Below are 15,150 nucleotides of genomic sequence, written 5' to 3' on the forward strand. Positions count from 1 at the left end.
TTGTGTCCCCTTGGATTCTATAATGTGCGACGGGCGAGGTCGGCGGCACCGATCACGCCAGCGGATTTTCCGAGAGCCGCGGCGCGGATCTCGGGCTTCAAGTGTGGCGGCAAGTGCGCCAGTCGCGCTTCGAGGCGCGCGCGGTAGCCGTCGGCGAGGCCGACGCCACCGCCGACGACCATGACGGCCGGATCGAACAGCAGTTGCAGGTTCTGAAGAAGCCGCGCGACCACCTCGACCGAGCGGTCGACCACGGCGGAGGCCCACGCCTCGCCACGGGCTACAGCCGCGAAGACGGCCGGTGCATCGACGGAATGGCCCAGCGCCGCGGCGGCATCGGCCAGAAAACGGCCGCTCGCCAGCGTTTCGAGAGGAACGTCGGTCGTTTCTTGAGTAAGGCCGACCGAGCCGGCGACACCACCGCGACCGACGAGCAACCGCCCGCCAATGACGGCGCCGCCGCCGATACCCGTCGAGACGGTCACGAACAGAAGGTCGCGGCCGGCACCGGCGCCGAAGCGATATTCGCCCCAGGCGGCGGCCTGCGCGTCGTTGTGAAGCACCACCGGCCTGCCGAGGCGCTTCGCCAGCGCGTCGGCCAGCGGATAGTTCGACGACACAGGCAACGTGCCCGGGTTGAGCGCGAACCATCGGCCCTCATGCACGACGCCGGTGACCGCGCCGCCCGCCGCGCCGTATCGTCCCTGCCAGGGGGCGGCCAGTTCGGCGATGGCGTCGCACCAGTCATCCGGATCGAGGTGCCTGTCGGTGGTCCGCTCGCGCGCCTCGATGACGCGGTCACCGTCGACCAGCGCCACCAGTGTCTTGGTGCCGCCGAGATCGAAGGCCAGCGCCGGCTGGGCGGACGCCGCGCGGGCTGCTCCGATGGCGTCGGCAAACCAGTGGGTGATGTGCTCGGGGCGGGTGATCGCCGAACCGACGACGACGCCATGGGCGCCGAGCCGGATCGCCTCGGCCGCTTGCTCCGGCACGCGAATGCGCCCTTCGGCGATCACCGGGCGACCGAGCCGCACGGCGGCGGCGAGCAATGGAAAATCGGGCTCCGACGGTTCCGGACCGCCGGTATAGCCTGCCATGGTGGTGCCCACGACGTCGACGCCGAGCGCCACCGCCGCTTTCGCTTCTTCAATGGTCGAGATGTCGGCCATGGCGAGCTTGCCGCGGGCATGCACGGCCTTGCAGAGATCGGCGACGGACACGGGGCGAACGCGATCGGTCGCATCGAAGGCTATGATGTCGGCGCCGGCGTCGGCCAGCGCGATGACGTCGTCCAGGAAGGGTGTGATGCGCACCGGTGAGGTATCGAGGTCGCGCTTGATCAGGCCGATGATCGGCGCATCCGTCGCCGCCCTGACCGCCTTGAGGTTGGCGATGCCCTCGATGCGAAGTCCGCGCCCACCGGAGGCCAGTGCCGCAAGCGCGAAACCAACCACCTGATCGGGATGATCGAGCGGCCCTTCCGGCACGGGCTGACAGGAAACGACAAGTGATGAGGCGAAGCGTTGGAGGCAGTCGGACACGGTTTCCTCGCTGCTGTTCACTGGGTTAGTGGTAGCAGCGACAGAACCAGTTAGCAACCAGTTTGGACTAAAGGCCTATAATTTGCTCAACTGGTATCAAAGTGATCACGTTCAGTCCTGCGCGCGCAACTCGACGAGGAAATCGTAGCGCTCGCCGCAATAATAGGTGCGCGTGAACTCCACCGGCGTGCCGTCGGCCGTGAAGCAGCGCCGCTCGGCCACCAGCAACGGGGCGCCGACGTCGAGATGAAGCAGCCGGCCATCCTCGACCCCAGCCACGGCGGCCCTCAGTCGCTGCAAGGCCCTGACCGGCCGGCGATCCCGCTCGGCCAGCACGTCGTAGAGCGAACCGGTGACCACTTCCGGGTCGTCCAGCACATCGGCCGGCACCACGGCGTGCTCGATGGCCATCGGCATGCCGTCGCCGGTCCTAAGGCGCTTCAGGCGGCAGACGCGGGCGCCCACCGACAGGTGCAGCGCCATGATCTCCGATGGAGAGGCGGGCCCGACCTCGCGGCTGATCCACATCATGCCCGGCTCGATGCCGCGCGAGCGCATGTCCTCGGAGAAGGACGTGAGGGCCGACAGCGGCTTCTCGACCCGCTCGGCCACGGCGGTACGCGCGCCGTGGCGGCGAATCAGCACGCCGTCTCCGACCAGCGCCTCGATGGCCTTGCGCACCGAGGTGCGGGACACGTCGATCGCCTCGGCGAGATCCCGTTCGCCGGGCAGAACGTCGCTGGTGCCCAGCACCCCCTCGGTAATCGCCTGCCTGAGCGCGGCGGCGAGATCGCGATAGATGACGCCGCTCGAATGCCGATCGAGAGCACCGCGAAGAAACTGGATGAGGGGTGTCTGGCTGAGCGCGATGTCGGACATTGGCCTGCGGAGCGATCGTGAGGTGTGCGTCCGATGTATCAGGTCGGGTCCGAAAGAGAAACACGGCGAGAGGTCATGGAGGCGGCACGTTCCCGCCCAACATTCGCCATGGGCGCCCGGCACGATCCGAGAAGACGCAAGATCAAGGAAATTGGTGCCCCAGGCCGGACTCGAACCAGCACGTTCTCGCGAACAACAGATTTTGAGTCTGCCGCGTCTACCATTTCGCCACTGGGGCAGCGGAGGCGGAATATAGCGGCCGGCTGTCGGCCGTCAACGGGCGATCGGAAAAAGATCGCTTCTCGAAGAGCTTTGCAAGCCAAGCGCCGTGCTTAACAAGGCGGAAAGGTCCGGCGCATAGTGTTGAAAATTATCATTCGCCAGGAAAGCACCCATGCCCATGCGACCGTCCTCAGCCTCTCCGTTCGCCACTGCCGGCGGCGCCCAGGCGATCATCGGCGGCCGCCGCATCGTCGGGCATCTTCTGGGGCGGCGTGCAACGCCACCGGCTGACGTCGGCGACGGCAACGACGCCACGGCCGACGAAGTCCGTCCGGTGGCGCTCGTCATCGACGACAGCCCCATCGCCCGCATGCTGATCTCCAGCATACTCGAATCCTTCGAAGTCGACGTGTTCGAGGCCGGCGGCAGCGCGGAGGCACAGGCCGTCGTCGCCACCTGTCGTCCGGACGTGGTGATCGTCGACTGGACGCTGCGCGCCGAGACGGCCACCGACGTGCTCGACGCCCTTGAAACCCGCTTCTCCGGCGGGCTGCCGCCGGTCGTCATGGTCAGCGCCTCTGCGCGTATGCCGACCGACCTGCGCGCCACCGCGACGCTGCGCAAGCCCTTCACGCCCCGAGAGCTTTACGCGGCGCTCGCCACCGCCTTCTCCGGCAAGGGAGACGGCGCCGCCGAGGCCTGAGCCGATCCGGCAGCGCCAGCAGCGATCACCTGATCGTCAGGCCGACCGGCGGTGCGAAGCCGCCCGTTGCGCCCATCAGCGTTCCCCCGGCGGTGACCACCGGCGGATGGGCGAAGATCAGGCACCAGAACACCTTGTACTTGGAATTCGGGTTGTAGGCCGTGGCGATGCCCATCAGGCTCATCTCCGGATCCTTCATGCCGCGGTCGTGCGGCGGTGACTGCCGCCAACCCGAGAAGGCCTCGGCCAGCGTGTGATACCCGGCCGCCACGTTCTCGCCGGCGTTGGAGAACGGATAGCCGTAACCCTTGAGGCGGGTACCGAGCAGAGATTGGCCATCCACGTTGTGGCCCATCTTGTCGGCCGCCGCCATCTTCCTCGCATAGTCCTCGGCGATGCGGCTGAGACGCGGATCGAGCGTCAGCGGTGCGATGCCCGACTGCGCGCGATACTGGTTGAGCATGGACAGCGCCTTGTTTTCGTCGACCCGCGCCGTCGGCGAGGCAAGGTCCTCGTAGAAGGCCGGCTTGGCCGGCGGCGGCGGCGCGCTCTGACAGGCGGCGAGAAACAGCGCCGCGCAAAGCGGCAAGAGGGCGAAGGCGCGTCCGGACACGGGAAATCTCCATGATGGCCCGATCGGCTGACCGATCGGCGAGTGGGATTTGCCACCAAGAACACGAACGGATGGTTAAATTTCGGCAAATTCCCGGGCTCATCCACGCCACCGATTGGCTCTCGCCTTCGTCGTTGCCGGCATGCTAGGCTGAAGCTCCTCCGCAATTGTCCGTAGAGAGGTCAACCCTTGTCTGCCCTTGAAGAGATCGCCGGGGAGGCCGTGCTCTGGCGCCGCGATCTGCATCGCCGTCCCGAACTGCTCTACGCTCTCGACGAGACCTCGGCCTTTGTCGCCGAAAAGCTCAGGGCCTTCGGTCTCGACGAGGTGGTGACCGGCGTCGGTGGCAGCGGCGTCGTCGGCGTACTGAAAGGGCGGTCGGGGAACCGCGCCGTGGCATTGCGCGCCGACATGGATGCCCTGCCGATCGAGGAAATCACAGGCGCGCCCTGGGCCTCCATGAAGCCGGGTGCCATGCATGCCTGCGGCCACGACGGCCACACGGCGACCCTGCTCGCCGCCGCCGGCCATCTCGCCGCCGAGCGCGACTTTGCCGGCACCGTCGTCTTCGTGTTCCAACCGGCGGAGGAGGGTGGCGCCGGTGCCCGGGCAATGATCGAGGATGGCCTGTTTGAACGGTTCCCCGTGGACGAGATCTACGGCATCCACAATCTGCCGGGTCTGCCGGTGGGCCGCTTCGCCGTGCGGCCCGGCGCCATCATGGCCTCGACCGACCGCTTCTACATCGACATTCTCGGTCGGGGCGGACATGCCGCCCGTCCGCACGAGACGATCGATCCCATTCTGGTCGGCGCCCAGTTGGTCACCGCCCTTCAATCGATCGTGGCGCGCAACACCGATCCGCTGGCCTCGGGCGTGGTGTCGGTGACCACTTTCCACGCCGGCAACACGGATAACGTCATTCCGCAGACCGCCCGTCTGTCGGGTACGGTCCGGGCGCTCGACGAGAAGGTCCGCGCCGATCTCGAAGCGTCGGTGGGTCGCATCGTGACGGCCGTGGCCGCAACCTTCGGCGCCGAGGCCCGCATCGCCTACGAACGCGGCTATCCGGTGACCGTGAACCACGCAGAACCAGCAGCGCGGGTCGGCGATGCCATCGAAGATCTGCTTGGCGGCAAAGCCATCGATCGGGCCGGAGCGCCGCTGATGGCCGCCGAGGATTTCTCCTACTATCTCGAGCGCGTCCCCGGTGCCTATTTCTTCATGGGCAACGGTCCTTCGGCCGGCCTTCACCACCCCGCCTACGATTTCGCGGACGACGCCATCGCGCCAGGCGCCGCCGTTTGGGCGGCCTTGGCCAAGGCAAGCCTGGCCGCCGCGAGGTGATTGCCTGCTCGGAGCTTAAGGCTTTGGGAACGGCCGCCTTCTAGGCTGTCCGCGCGGCCGATGCGGCCGGCCGGAGGGCAAGATGTTCCGTCTCCTTTTGTGGGTGTTGGCGGCAACGGTGGTGATCGGCTTCTTCGCCCCGGAGCTGCAGCGATTTGCGACGCTGCCAGAGGCCAGCGAGACCTCTGCCCCGGCGTCCAAGCCGAAGCCCGTAGTCACATTCGGCAGAGCCGAGATCACCGCCGACGCGCGCGGCCACTTCGTCTTCACCGGCCGCGTCAACGGCCGGCCGCTTTCCATGCTCGCCGATACCGGTGCGACCCTGGTGGCCCTGCGCGCCTCCGACGCCCGGACTGCCGGGCTGATCGTCCTGCCGGGCGACTACACGGCGAAGGTGTCGACCGCCGGTGGCGTCGCCGAGGCCGCGCGCGTTCGCCTCTCGGAGATCGAGGTCGGCGACATCCGCATCAGGGACGTCGATGCCTTGGTGCTCTCCGATGAGCGGCTCGCCACCAATCTGCTGGGAATGAGCTTTCTCGGCCGTCTCAAGGCCTTTTCCATCGAGAACGGGCGACTGGTCCTCAGCCAGTGACCGGAACGCCCCGGCCGTCGGGACGGGAGCGGTCCATCGCAAGCGCGAGGGCTACTGCTCGGCGGCCTTCGCCTTCATCGCCGTCTGCATGCGCTCGGCCGCGCCGCGCAGCATGATTCTCACCAGAACCGTGCCGCTGTCGTCCTTTTCCAATCCGGACAGCTGACCGTCAACACGCGCGACAGCGGCCTTGAGTGCGGCGAGCGCCAGATTGCTGTCGGCGGCGCAAGCTCCCTTGGCACCGGCGGCGGCTCGCACCTGAACCTGCAGGCCGGCGGTCTCGAAGTCGACACCCCTGACGTCGATCTTCATGTCGACCGGTAGCGTCCCGAGTTCGGTATAGGCGGCGAAGGCGGCAAAGCGCACCACGGACCGCAGATTGTCCGTGCCACCGGCCAACTCCGGATCATCGCCCTCAACCTCGGAGATCTGCACGGCGCCCGCTTCGGTCGCCGCGTCGAGCCACTCCTGCGCAAAGTTGGCGACCTGCACGTGTTCGCGCCCCTTCTTGGCGCCTCCCATCAGCGCGAGACATGCCTCCAGCATCTGCTTGTACTCGAACACCCGCACGGTGGATCGGTTGACCTCGTCCATGCCGGACTTGAGCGCGGCTTCCGCCGCGAGCCGTGCGCCGTAGAGCGTGCTGATGTCGACGCCGACCAGGACGTTGACCGGCGCCCGCGTTTCAGCCCCGAGCACCAGCGAAGCCATCAGTGCCTGTTTCGGCCCGTTCGGCGTCGGAAACTCCACCGCCCGGATACCGCTCTTGTAGGTTTCGACATAGGCCTTCAGCCCATGGCGAGCGCCGCTCGTCACGTCGCGGAACATCAGCGGTGACACTTCGTTGGTCCGCAGAATGTCGCGGCCGAACAGGCGCGCGCAGGAGGGATTGGCGAAGAAGGGATGACCGTCGGTGTTGACCTGCAGCACCGCGAAGGGCGAGGACTCGATGATGGTGTCGGCCACCATGACACGCGTCCGCCAAACGTCGGCAAGCATCGAGCGCAGGCACTCGAAGGCGAAGGTTAGCTTGCCGACCTCGCCGCCCCAGGATCGAAGCGGCTGGCCGCGATCGGCCGAGGCGGGATCGTGCAGCATGGCCTCGACCCCCGCCCTGACCCGACGTAGCGGCCACCAGACCATCATCATCATGACCAGTTCGGTGATCAGAGCCGCCGCCGCGCCACCTCCGAATGCGATGGTGATCGCACGATCGTCACGAACGGTCTCGAGGCTGGTCATCTCTCCGACGTCCACCCTCAGGAAGATATGAAACGGCGTAAGCGATGCCTCGGGCGGATAGTAGAAGTCGGCCTTGGCGCTGCCGGCCGGCCGGAACACGGTGCGCCCCGTGCGCATGACGGCGTTGAAGCTCGCCTCGACGCGCTCGCCGAACACCTGCTGTTCGTGCCCCGAGCCGTCATAAAGGCCGCCGCCGCGGATGGCGCCGATCACCACCAGCCGTTCGGCGACGCGGGTGATCTCGTCAGCCTTGCTCTGGAAACGGGGGTCGATCGCCGCCGACAGAATCTTGCCGACGTCGGCATAGCGCCGTTCGAGGTAGCGCTCGTCGTCGTGATCGCGCACGACGCTTGTGATCGAGAGAAGGGCGGCAAGGACCGCGCCGAACGCCAGTATCGACGGCCTCAGAATCGTTGAAATGTGGAAGGCCGCGGATGCCACGGAACATGTTCTCTCGGAGAAGGGCGCCAGACCGCACTTTCCCGGCGATCCTAGCAGTCCCGTGTTGCCGGCTCGTTAACCGCGGCATCGCCTTCCCCGCCCAGGGAAGGTTGCACCGGCAGCAGCGCTAGCCGGTAAATGCGATCGTCTTTCCCTGGCGCGGTTTCAGATAAAAGACGTGCTGGAGATTGTAGACGGGATTGCCGGTGACGCTCTTCATGACGTTGGCGAAGGGCGATGTGAAAGTATAGGTGACCCGCCCGACCACGACCTCGTCGCCGACCGTCGCAATGGTGCTCGGAACCGCAAGCCCGGCGGGCGGAGCCACATTGATCGTCGCGGCGGTGTCGCGACGCGCCTTGGACCAGGCGACCTTCTGCCCCGACGAGGTAATGTCGACGACCACCAACACCACCTTGGCCACCGAGACGTCATATGGCTCGAGGATGGCCGTCGTCGCGTCGAATATGCCCTCCATCGCCACCGCGCTGATCGAGCTCTGTTGGGCGACCAGATCCGAAATGGTACTGGCAGCGCGGCTGACCTTGCGATCGACGATCAGTGCCGTCGTCACTTCGCCGCAACCGGCATAGATAATCAGCATCAGCGGCAAGATCAGCGCAAATTCAACCGCCGACACGCCCCGGCGCTCGACCGCGAAGCGGCGAACGAGCCGGCCAAGGCGCGCGCCCGATTGTCCGAACCGCGCTACCATGGGAAGGGCTCCGTCTGAAAGGCGACGACGGCGCCGAGCAACTGATCGCCGTTCGCCAGTCTCGTGCTGCTGCGCGCCAGCATGTTGAACAGGACAGGCCAGGCGTAGAAGCTGCGAACCACGATGATCTCGTTCTTGTTGCCGTTGGTGTACCTCGTCGAAGTGATGTTTCCGTCCTTGTCGAGCGGACTCGTCGGCGCGTAGGCCCCGAAGGTCGAGTAGGATTGCACGTCGACGTAGAGACGTCTCTGGCAGTCGACGAGATTGACCATGCCCTCGCAGACCTTGGTCTTGAAATTGTCCTGGGAAAGCGACGACGCTTTGGCCTCACCCGTCCGGATCAGGCGAGAGGCCGACACGGTGGCGGTATCGAGCACCTGGCCGACGAAGAACATCAGCGCCATTTCGAGAATGGCGAAGAGCAGCAGGAAGAACGGAATCGAGACGATGGCGAATTCCACGGCCACCGCACCGCGGCGGTCGGCAAGAAGCCGCGCGCGCGGCGGTACGTGATCGCCGACCGGGGCGACGGGGCGGATGCGATGGAAGGGCCAGATCAGGTGCAATGAGGCGTCTCCCGCTGCGAAGATGCTCGCGAGAAAGGAGTGTGCCCCCGAACACCTTACCAAGCGGTGTAACCGATCGTGAACTATTGGCTGTTCGGGGCGGCGGGGACCGACGCGCCCGAGGAACTGCCGGCTGCTCCGGTCGTCGTGGTGGTGGGGGAGCCACTGCCCGAACCGTTGTGCTGGGAAACCTGCCCGAGAATGCCGCCGAAGTGTTGCGAATCGTCGCCCGGCACAGCGGCAGGCTGGCAGTCCGGCAGGCAGCTCAGGGACTGCCGCTTGGGGCCTTTGTAGACCGTGATCAGATTTTCCGTCGCAGCGAGCACGGCGAGCTGAACGTCGGTGATGGTCTCGCCCTGCTCATCGAGAACGATGAGGTTGGTTTGTCCATAGGCCCGCCCGGTGACGATCAGCGTCTGGGCGTCCTGCAATGTCGCATCGGCGATGGCCGGATTGCCGATGATGATCGTGCTCGCCGGGGCGGCGAGACGATAGATTCGCGCCTGGTCGAGTTCGACCTTCACCATGTCGGCGGCGCGGCCTGCGACCGGCGCAAAGAGCGCGCCGACCGTTACGGCCGCAAGAAGAGCCGAACGAACGAGCCTTGAAGACATGGGACGCTCCGGTAACCATCTGTTCACCGCGATCATCCCGAAAGTTGGTAAACAAAGCGCCAACGCTATGGCGCTTCTTCGCGGACCGGATCGCGACGGACCGACGAGGGCACCGGGAGCGTATCAAAATGAACCTGGCGTTTCCCCTCGCGATGCGGTGAAAAGAAACCTTTTCTGGGCCGCTTTGACCTTTACTGCTTCCGGCAGAAGGTAAAGGAAGAGTTTTTTGCCCGGCGGTTCAGTTAACTTTAACCATCCAGCGACTTCCGCAGATAGGGGCGAGTTTCTACGATCACCTTAACTCGCTGGAAACAGCTCACGGTCTAGATTGACGGCGGTTCAGACGGGTCAGGCGAAAATAGACCATCGAACCTGTGCTGTCAGATATGTGAGCTTAGGAGTACCTCAAATGAAGGCTCTCGTTTCGCGTTTCCTCAATGATGAGTCCGGCGCCACCGCCATCGAATATGGCCTGATCGCCTCGCTGATCGCCGTTGCCATCATCACCGCGGCCACCACCCTCGGCGGCAACATCAGCGCGACGTTCAACTCGATCTCCGAGCAGATCAAGCCTGCTGCCAAGGCGTCCTAAGGCGCTCGTGTTCAGCGATCACAGCTGACGTGCTGAGATTATGATCCCAAAGGGGAGGCCAGGACGGCCTCCCCTTTCGATTCTGGAGAGGTATCGGCCATCGTTCAGGCGCCATTTACCCTGTTTGGCTAGTCTTGCTTGTTCCCCTTCTTCCGAAAGGCACCCGGAGACAAGCCGCCTTGCATATCATCGCCACCCTCCTCAGTGCCATCTTTCCCATCGTGGTCACGGTCGCCGCTTGTTACGACCTCCTCACCATGCAAATCCCCAATCGGTTTCCTGCCGCGCTTGCGATCGCCTTTCTCGCGCTGGCGCTGCTGAGCGGCCTGCCGCTTCCGGCCATAGGGTTCCATCTGCTCGCCGGCCTCGGGCTTCTGGTCGCCACATTCGCGCTCTTCGCCTTCGGCTACCTCGGTGGCGGCGACGCCAAGCTCGCCTCGGCCATCGCGCTCTGGGTGGGCATTGAACAGGCTCTACCTTTCCTGATCCTGACCGCCCTGTTCGGCGGCGCACTGTCGCTCGTGATATTGGGCTTTCGCTCGATGCCGTTGCCCGGCTTCCTGCTCGGCTGGATGCCGGCTTCGCGCCTGCACGAAAAGGGCGCCGGCATTCCCTATGGCGTGGCGATCGCCGCCGCCGCGCTGATGGTTTTCCCCGACACCCCTTGGTTCGCGGTCTTCGCAGCGAAGTGACGCCAGACGCCAATTGCTGACGATTCCTGAACGGTCGAAACAAACTGAGACGATTTCAAACACCTCATTAACCATAAATTCAACGTTACCCCGTGTACTTGGACGTCGAGTGAACCGTTCGTCGTCCTGTGTCACGAGGCAACATCATGCGCCCGATCCAACTGGTCATCCTGCTTGTCGCTGGTGCCGCCGCCGCCGGCGCCGGCCTCATCGCGACCCGGATCGGGACCCGCGACGCCGTTGTGCCGCAGGAAGTGGCGGTCCAGCCGGCCGAACCTCCGATGGCCCTTGAGGACGTTCTCGTCGCCGCCAAGGATATCGGCATCGGCAAGGGTGTGGATGCCGACAGCCTCACCTGGAAGCCCTGGCCCAAGGACGGGCTGAACGAGGGCTACATCCAGCGATCGGGCGAGCCCGACGCCGTCACCGACCTCAAGGGCATGCTGGCGCGCAGCCCCATCCTGGCCGGCGAACCGATCCGCAAGGCCAAGCTGGTGCGGTCCGATCGAGGCTTCCTTTCCGCCGTCCTGCCCGAGGGAATGCGCGCGGTAGCGGTCCGCGTCAACGCCGCCTCGACGGCCGGCGGCTTCATTCTGCCGGAAGATCGCGTCGACATCCTGCTGGTGCGCCAGAAGGACGCCAACGAGGCGGTGGCCGAGACCATCCTTACCGACGTGAGGGTGCTGGCCATCGACCAGTCGGTGCAGCAGACCGGCGACGACAAGCAGCCGTCGATGGTCGCGCAGAACACGGCAACGCTGGAGCTCACGCCCGACCAGACCGAACTCGTCACCCAGGCTCAGCAGATCGGCTCGATCTCGCTGGCGCTGCGCCCTCTTGTCGATGCCAACCAGCCCGCCTCGCGCCAACGCAAGCCGACCGGCATCGCCGTGGTGAAATTCGGCGTCGTCTCCCGCGTCACGGCCCAGCAAGCGCCATGATCCGAAAGCCCCGACCGACCGCAACTTCAGGAACCCCGGTCATGAACCGCTGCCTAGCGCTGATATTTCCTCTCGCGGGCCTCCTTGCCGCCGGCCTCGCCAGCATGCCGGCCCAGGCCGCCGATCCCGCCTCCATCCGTTCGGTGAGCGAGATCGAGGGGCGGGTCGTCAATCTCGGCCTCAACAAGTCGATGGTGATCGACCTGCCGGAGGACATCCGTGACGTTCTGGTTTCCAATCCGACGGTGGCGGACGCGGTCGTGCGCAACAACCGGAAGATCTACCTGATCGGCATGAGCGTCGGCGAGGCCAACGTCTTCCTGTTCGGCGACGGCAACCGTCAGATCGCCCATTTCGAGCTGGTAATCGGCCGCGATACCGTCGGCCTCGAGAACACGCTCGCCCAGGTCATTCCCGACTCGCATATCAAGGCGCAGTCGCTCGGCGACTCGCTGGTGCTGTCGGGCACCGTCACCTCTCCGGAAGCGGCGGCGACGGCCGCCAACATCGCGGCCAAGTTCATCGGCTCGCCCGACAAGATCGTCAACTCGATCAACGTCTCCGGTTCCGATCAGGTCAATCTTCGCGTCGTCATCGCCGAAGTGGAAAAGAACACCGTCAGGAAGCTTGGCATCGACATGGCCGGCACGGTGGGCGCCGTCGCCGCAGCGAGCTCGCCCAACAATCTTGCCTACAATCTGGCGGGGCTGTCGGCCAAGTCCACCAAGCTGTTCGGAATAGCCGACGGCGCCGCCAGCTCGGCGGTCAACATCGGCACGGACAACTTCGCCATGATGATCAACGCCCTGAAGACGCAGGGCGTGGTGCGGACGCTGGCCGAGCCGAACGTCACTGCCATCTCCGGCCAGCCGGCCAAGGTGGTGGTGGGAGGCGAGATCCCCTACACGATCATCAGCGACAACGGCAACACCGTCAACTTCAAGGAATACGGCGTTATCCTGAAGTTCACGCCGGTTGTTCTGAGTTCGGGGCGCATCAGCCTCAACATCAACACCGAGGTGAGCGACATCGACACCTCGCTCAGTTCCAGCGTGCCCGCGCTCAAGAAACGCGGCGCCGAGACCACGGTCGAAGTTCCGTCGGGCGGCGCCATCGCCATCGGCGGTCTTCTGCGCGACAACATTTCCAAGACGATCAACGGAACGCCAGGCCTGTCCGACCTGCCGATTCTCGGCGCACTGTTCAAGAGCGACGCCTATCAGCGCCAGCAGACCGAGCTGGTGGTCTTCGTGACGCCCTATCTCGTGAAGCCGGTCGCCCCTTCCGCGATCACCCGGCCCGACCAGAACCTCAACTTCCAGGCCGATGCCCAGAGCTATTTCCTGAACCAGATCAATCGCATCTACCGCGTCAACGGCGCCGCTTCCGGTTCCTACCAGGGCCGCTACGGCTTCTCCTATGAATGAGCCGGCGCATCGGAGGAGTGCCATGCAGGCGATGAATCCCCTTATCAGCCGTGAAACGCTCTTGCGCCGGTCCGTCAGGCCGGCGGTGATCGTCCTGGCGCTCGCGCTGGCCGCCTGCAACCAGAAGGGTCAGGCGCTGACGGATGGCTTGCCCACCGACGGTTACCGGAGCGCCTACCCGATCGCCGTTACCGAGGCGCCGCAGACACTGGACATTCCCGTCGGTACCGGCACTGGCGGTCTTTCCCCCGAACTCCGGGCAGTCGTTGCCGACTTCGGCGCCGACGCGGCACGAAACGCCACCGGGCCGGTGGTCGTGATGACGCCGGCCGGGTCGATCAACCAGGCCGCGGCCGATTATCTCGCGCGCCAGATCCGGACAGTGCTCAAGCAGTCGGGCGTGGCGCCCGCCTACATGAGAGCACAAACCTATGCCGTCGCCGATGCGCGCGTTCCCGCGCCAATCCGGCTCGGCTTCACCCGCATCAAGGCGGTCAGCCCGCCCTGTGGCCGCTGGACGGCAGGCATCATGCCCGACAATCAGAAGGGGGACGACGGCGCCGAGTTCGGTTGCTCCACCCAGGCCAATCTTGCGGCCATGGTGGAAAATCCGAACGACCTCCTGATGCCCCGAGCCGAAACGCCGGTGCGCGGCTGGCAGCGCTGGGACATGTTGCAGAAGGCAGCCAAGGGATCGAGCCCGTCGGCTACCTACCCGACTTCGACGTTCTAGGAATCGACGGACATGACCACCGACGACCCGCTCGTTCCCACATCTTCCAATGCCGATGGGCTGAAGCCCGTGCCGCGCATCGCCATCCAGGCGTTCTGCGAAACGCCGGAAATCGCCGACGTGCTGGAACAGGCGGCCGCCGACCGCCGCATGGCCAAGGCACACGTCAAGGTCCATCAGGGCGGCGTCGCAGCCGCACTCGACTTCTACACCGCCGCGCCGACGCCCAATCTTCTGTTCGTGGAGACGCGCGAGCGGCACGAGCAGGTGCTTGAGCAGGTCGATCAGCTAGCCACCGTCTGCGATGCCGGCACCAAGGTGGTGCTGATCGGCCACCACAACGACGTCGCGCTCTATCGAGACCTGATGCGCCGCGGCGTGTCGGAATACATGGTCGCGCCGTTCGACCTTTATGACGTCATCCGCGAGATCGGCGAGATCTATCTCGCGCCGGACGTGAAGCCGGTGGGACGGACCATCGCCTTCGTCGGTGCGCGCGGCGGCGCCGGCTCCTCCACCGTCGCCCACAACGTGGCCTTCGCCCTATCGCGAAACTTCGACGGGGGTGTCGTTCTGGCCGACCTCGACCTGCCGTTCGGCACCGCGAGCCTCGACTTCAACCAGGAACCCACGCAAACGCTGGCCGATGCGCTTGCTGCCGGCGAACGGGTCGACGACGTCTTCCTCGACCGTCTTCTGGCCAAGTGCGCCGACAATCTGAGTCTGCTTGCCGCGCCGGCGACGCTCGACCGCTCCTTCGATCACGACGAAATGGCCTTCGAGGCGATCCTCGACGCTGCCCGCGTCAGCGCGCCGGCAGTGATCCTCGATCTGCCGCACGTCTGGACGGCCTGGGCCCGCCGTTTGCTCGGCGCCGCCGACGAGGTGGTGATCACCGCCATGCCCGATCTCGCCTCGCTCAGGAACGCCAAGAATCTCATCGACCAACTGAAGATCGCCCGCCCCAACGACGAAGCGCCACGTCTCGTCATCAATCAGGTGGGATTGCCGAAACGTCCGGAAATCAAGCCGGCCGACTTTCAGAAGGCCCTGCAACTCGATCCCGCGGCCATCATCCCCTTCGATGCCGCCCTGTTCGGCACGGCCACCAACAACGGCCAGATGATTTCGGAGATCAATGCCCGATCGCCGATCGCCCAGATCTTCGAAACGCTCGCCGCGCGGCTCACCGGGCGCACCACCGTGCGCGGCGGCCGCAAATCGGCGCTCATTCCCCTGCTCGCCCGCCTGCCGCTCCTCAGGGCGCGCTGACGGTCAGGACGCGGAGAG

The 15,150-nt window shown here is 65.5% G+C and carries 16 protein-coding genes and 1 tRNA gene; 9 read left to right on the forward strand and 8 right to left on the reverse strand.

The features are described from left to right. Positions 1-17 precede the first annotated feature (17 nt). The 3 genes from QQZ18_RS16680 to QQZ18_RS16690 all read right to left on the reverse strand — a co-directional run bounded on the left by QQZ18_RS16680 (position 18) and on the right by QQZ18_RS16690 (position 2,658). Complete coding sequence (locus tag QQZ18_RS16680) at positions 18-1,541, reverse strand: putative N-acetylmannosamine-6-phosphate 2-epimerase (protein ID WP_284542079.1); 1,524 nt, start codon at positions 1,539-1,541, stop codon at positions 18-20. Between the two features lie 111 nt (positions 1,542-1,652). Then, on the reverse strand, positions 1,653-2,420 hold the full coding sequence (locus QQZ18_RS16685) for a GntR family transcriptional regulator (protein ID WP_284542080.1): 768 nt from the start codon (positions 2,418-2,420) through the stop codon (positions 1,653-1,655). Between the two features lie 152 nt (positions 2,421-2,572). Beyond that, positions 2,573-2,658, reverse strand: a tRNA-Leu gene (locus tag QQZ18_RS16690). A gap of 156 nt (positions 2,659-2,814) precedes the next feature. Between QQZ18_RS16690 and QQZ18_RS16695 the strand changes: the two genes are divergently transcribed. Next, entirely contained in the window at positions 2,815-3,345 is a 531-nt protein-coding gene (locus QQZ18_RS16695; RefSeq protein ID WP_284542081.1) for a response regulator, read from the forward strand. Between the two features lie 25 nt (positions 3,346-3,370). On the opposite strand, the gene QQZ18_RS16700 is transcribed toward QQZ18_RS16695, so the two are convergent. Continuing rightward, positions 3,371-3,958, reverse strand: coding sequence for a CAP domain-containing protein (locus tag QQZ18_RS16700; RefSeq protein WP_284542082.1), 588 nt, complete (start codon positions 3,956-3,958; stop codon positions 3,371-3,373). A gap of 189 nt (positions 3,959-4,147) precedes the next feature. Between QQZ18_RS16700 and QQZ18_RS16705 the strand changes: the two genes are divergently transcribed. Then, complete coding sequence (locus QQZ18_RS16705; RefSeq protein WP_284542083.1) at positions 4,148-5,305, forward strand: amidohydrolase; 1,158 nt, start codon at positions 4,148-4,150, stop codon at positions 5,303-5,305. A gap of 82 nt (positions 5,306-5,387) precedes the next feature. After that, positions 5,388-5,897 carry a retropepsin-like aspartic protease family protein gene (locus QQZ18_RS16710; RefSeq protein ID WP_284542084.1) on the forward strand — a complete coding sequence of 170 codons (510 nt, stop codon included), beginning with the start codon at positions 5,388-5,390 and terminating at the stop codon, positions 5,895-5,897. Between the two features lie 51 nt (positions 5,898-5,948). Here QQZ18_RS16710 and QQZ18_RS16715 read toward each other — a convergent pair whose 3' ends face one another. The 4 genes from QQZ18_RS16715 to QQZ18_RS16730 all read right to left on the reverse strand — a co-directional run bounded on the left by QQZ18_RS16715 (position 5,949) and on the right by QQZ18_RS16730 (position 9,475). Next, positions 5,949-7,580, reverse strand: a complete 1,632-nt coding sequence (locus tag QQZ18_RS16715) for a hypothetical protein (RefSeq protein ID WP_284542085.1) — start codon at positions 7,578-7,580, stop codon at positions 5,949-5,951. A gap of 127 nt (positions 7,581-7,707) precedes the next feature. Continuing rightward, complete coding sequence (locus QQZ18_RS16720) at positions 7,708-8,295, reverse strand: TadE/TadG family type IV pilus assembly protein (protein ID WP_284542086.1); 588 nt, start codon at positions 8,293-8,295, stop codon at positions 7,708-7,710. Then, a complete protein-coding gene (locus QQZ18_RS16725) occupies positions 8,289-8,861 on the reverse strand; it encodes a TadE/TadG family type IV pilus assembly protein (protein WP_284542087.1) in 573 nt (190 codons plus the stop codon). Before QQZ18_RS16725 ends, QQZ18_RS16720 begins: the two co-directional genes overlap by 7 nt. A gap of 83 nt (positions 8,862-8,944) precedes the next feature. Beyond that, entirely contained in the window at positions 8,945-9,475 is a 531-nt protein-coding gene (locus QQZ18_RS16730) for a pilus assembly protein N-terminal domain-containing protein (RefSeq protein WP_284542088.1), read from the reverse strand. A 409-nt stretch (positions 9,476-9,884) separates the two neighbouring features. On the opposite strand from QQZ18_RS16730, the gene QQZ18_RS16735 reads away from it, so the two are divergent. The 6 genes from QQZ18_RS16735 to QQZ18_RS16760 all read left to right on the forward strand — a co-directional run bounded on the left by QQZ18_RS16735 (position 9,885) and on the right by QQZ18_RS16760 (position 15,132). Further along, positions 9,885-10,067, forward strand: coding sequence for a Flp family type IVb pilin (locus tag QQZ18_RS16735; RefSeq protein ID WP_284542089.1), 183 nt, complete (start codon positions 9,885-9,887; stop codon positions 10,065-10,067). 179 nt (positions 10,068-10,246) lie between these two features. Then, complete coding sequence (locus QQZ18_RS16740; RefSeq protein ID WP_284542090.1) at positions 10,247-10,759, forward strand: A24 family peptidase; 513 nt, start codon at positions 10,247-10,249, stop codon at positions 10,757-10,759. A 146-nt stretch (positions 10,760-10,905) separates the two neighbouring features. Next, the gene (gene cpaB, locus QQZ18_RS16745) at positions 10,906-11,700 is read left to right on the forward strand and encodes a Flp pilus assembly protein CpaB (protein ID WP_284542091.1); all 795 of its coding nucleotides are present in this window, start codon (positions 10,906-10,908) and stop codon (positions 11,698-11,700) included. Positions 11,701-11,741: 41 nt separating this feature from the next. Further along, the gene (locus QQZ18_RS16750; protein WP_284542092.1) at positions 11,742-13,127 is read left to right on the forward strand and encodes a type II and III secretion system protein family protein; all 1,386 of its coding nucleotides are present in this window, start codon (positions 11,742-11,744) and stop codon (positions 13,125-13,127) included. Between the two features lie 22 nt (positions 13,128-13,149). Beyond that, complete coding sequence (locus QQZ18_RS16755) at positions 13,150-13,860, forward strand: CpaD family pilus assembly protein (protein ID WP_284542093.1); 711 nt, start codon at positions 13,150-13,152, stop codon at positions 13,858-13,860. Between the two features lie 12 nt (positions 13,861-13,872). Continuing rightward, entirely contained in the window at positions 13,873-15,132 is a 1,260-nt protein-coding gene (locus QQZ18_RS16760; protein ID WP_284542094.1) for an AAA family ATPase, read from the forward strand. Positions 15,133-15,150: the final 18 nt, after the last annotated feature.

It is taken from the genome of Pleomorphomonas sp. T1.2MG-36 (genome assembly GCF_950100655.1).
GTDB lineage: Bacteria > Pseudomonadota > Alphaproteobacteria > Rhizobiales > Pleomorphomonadaceae > Pleomorphomonas.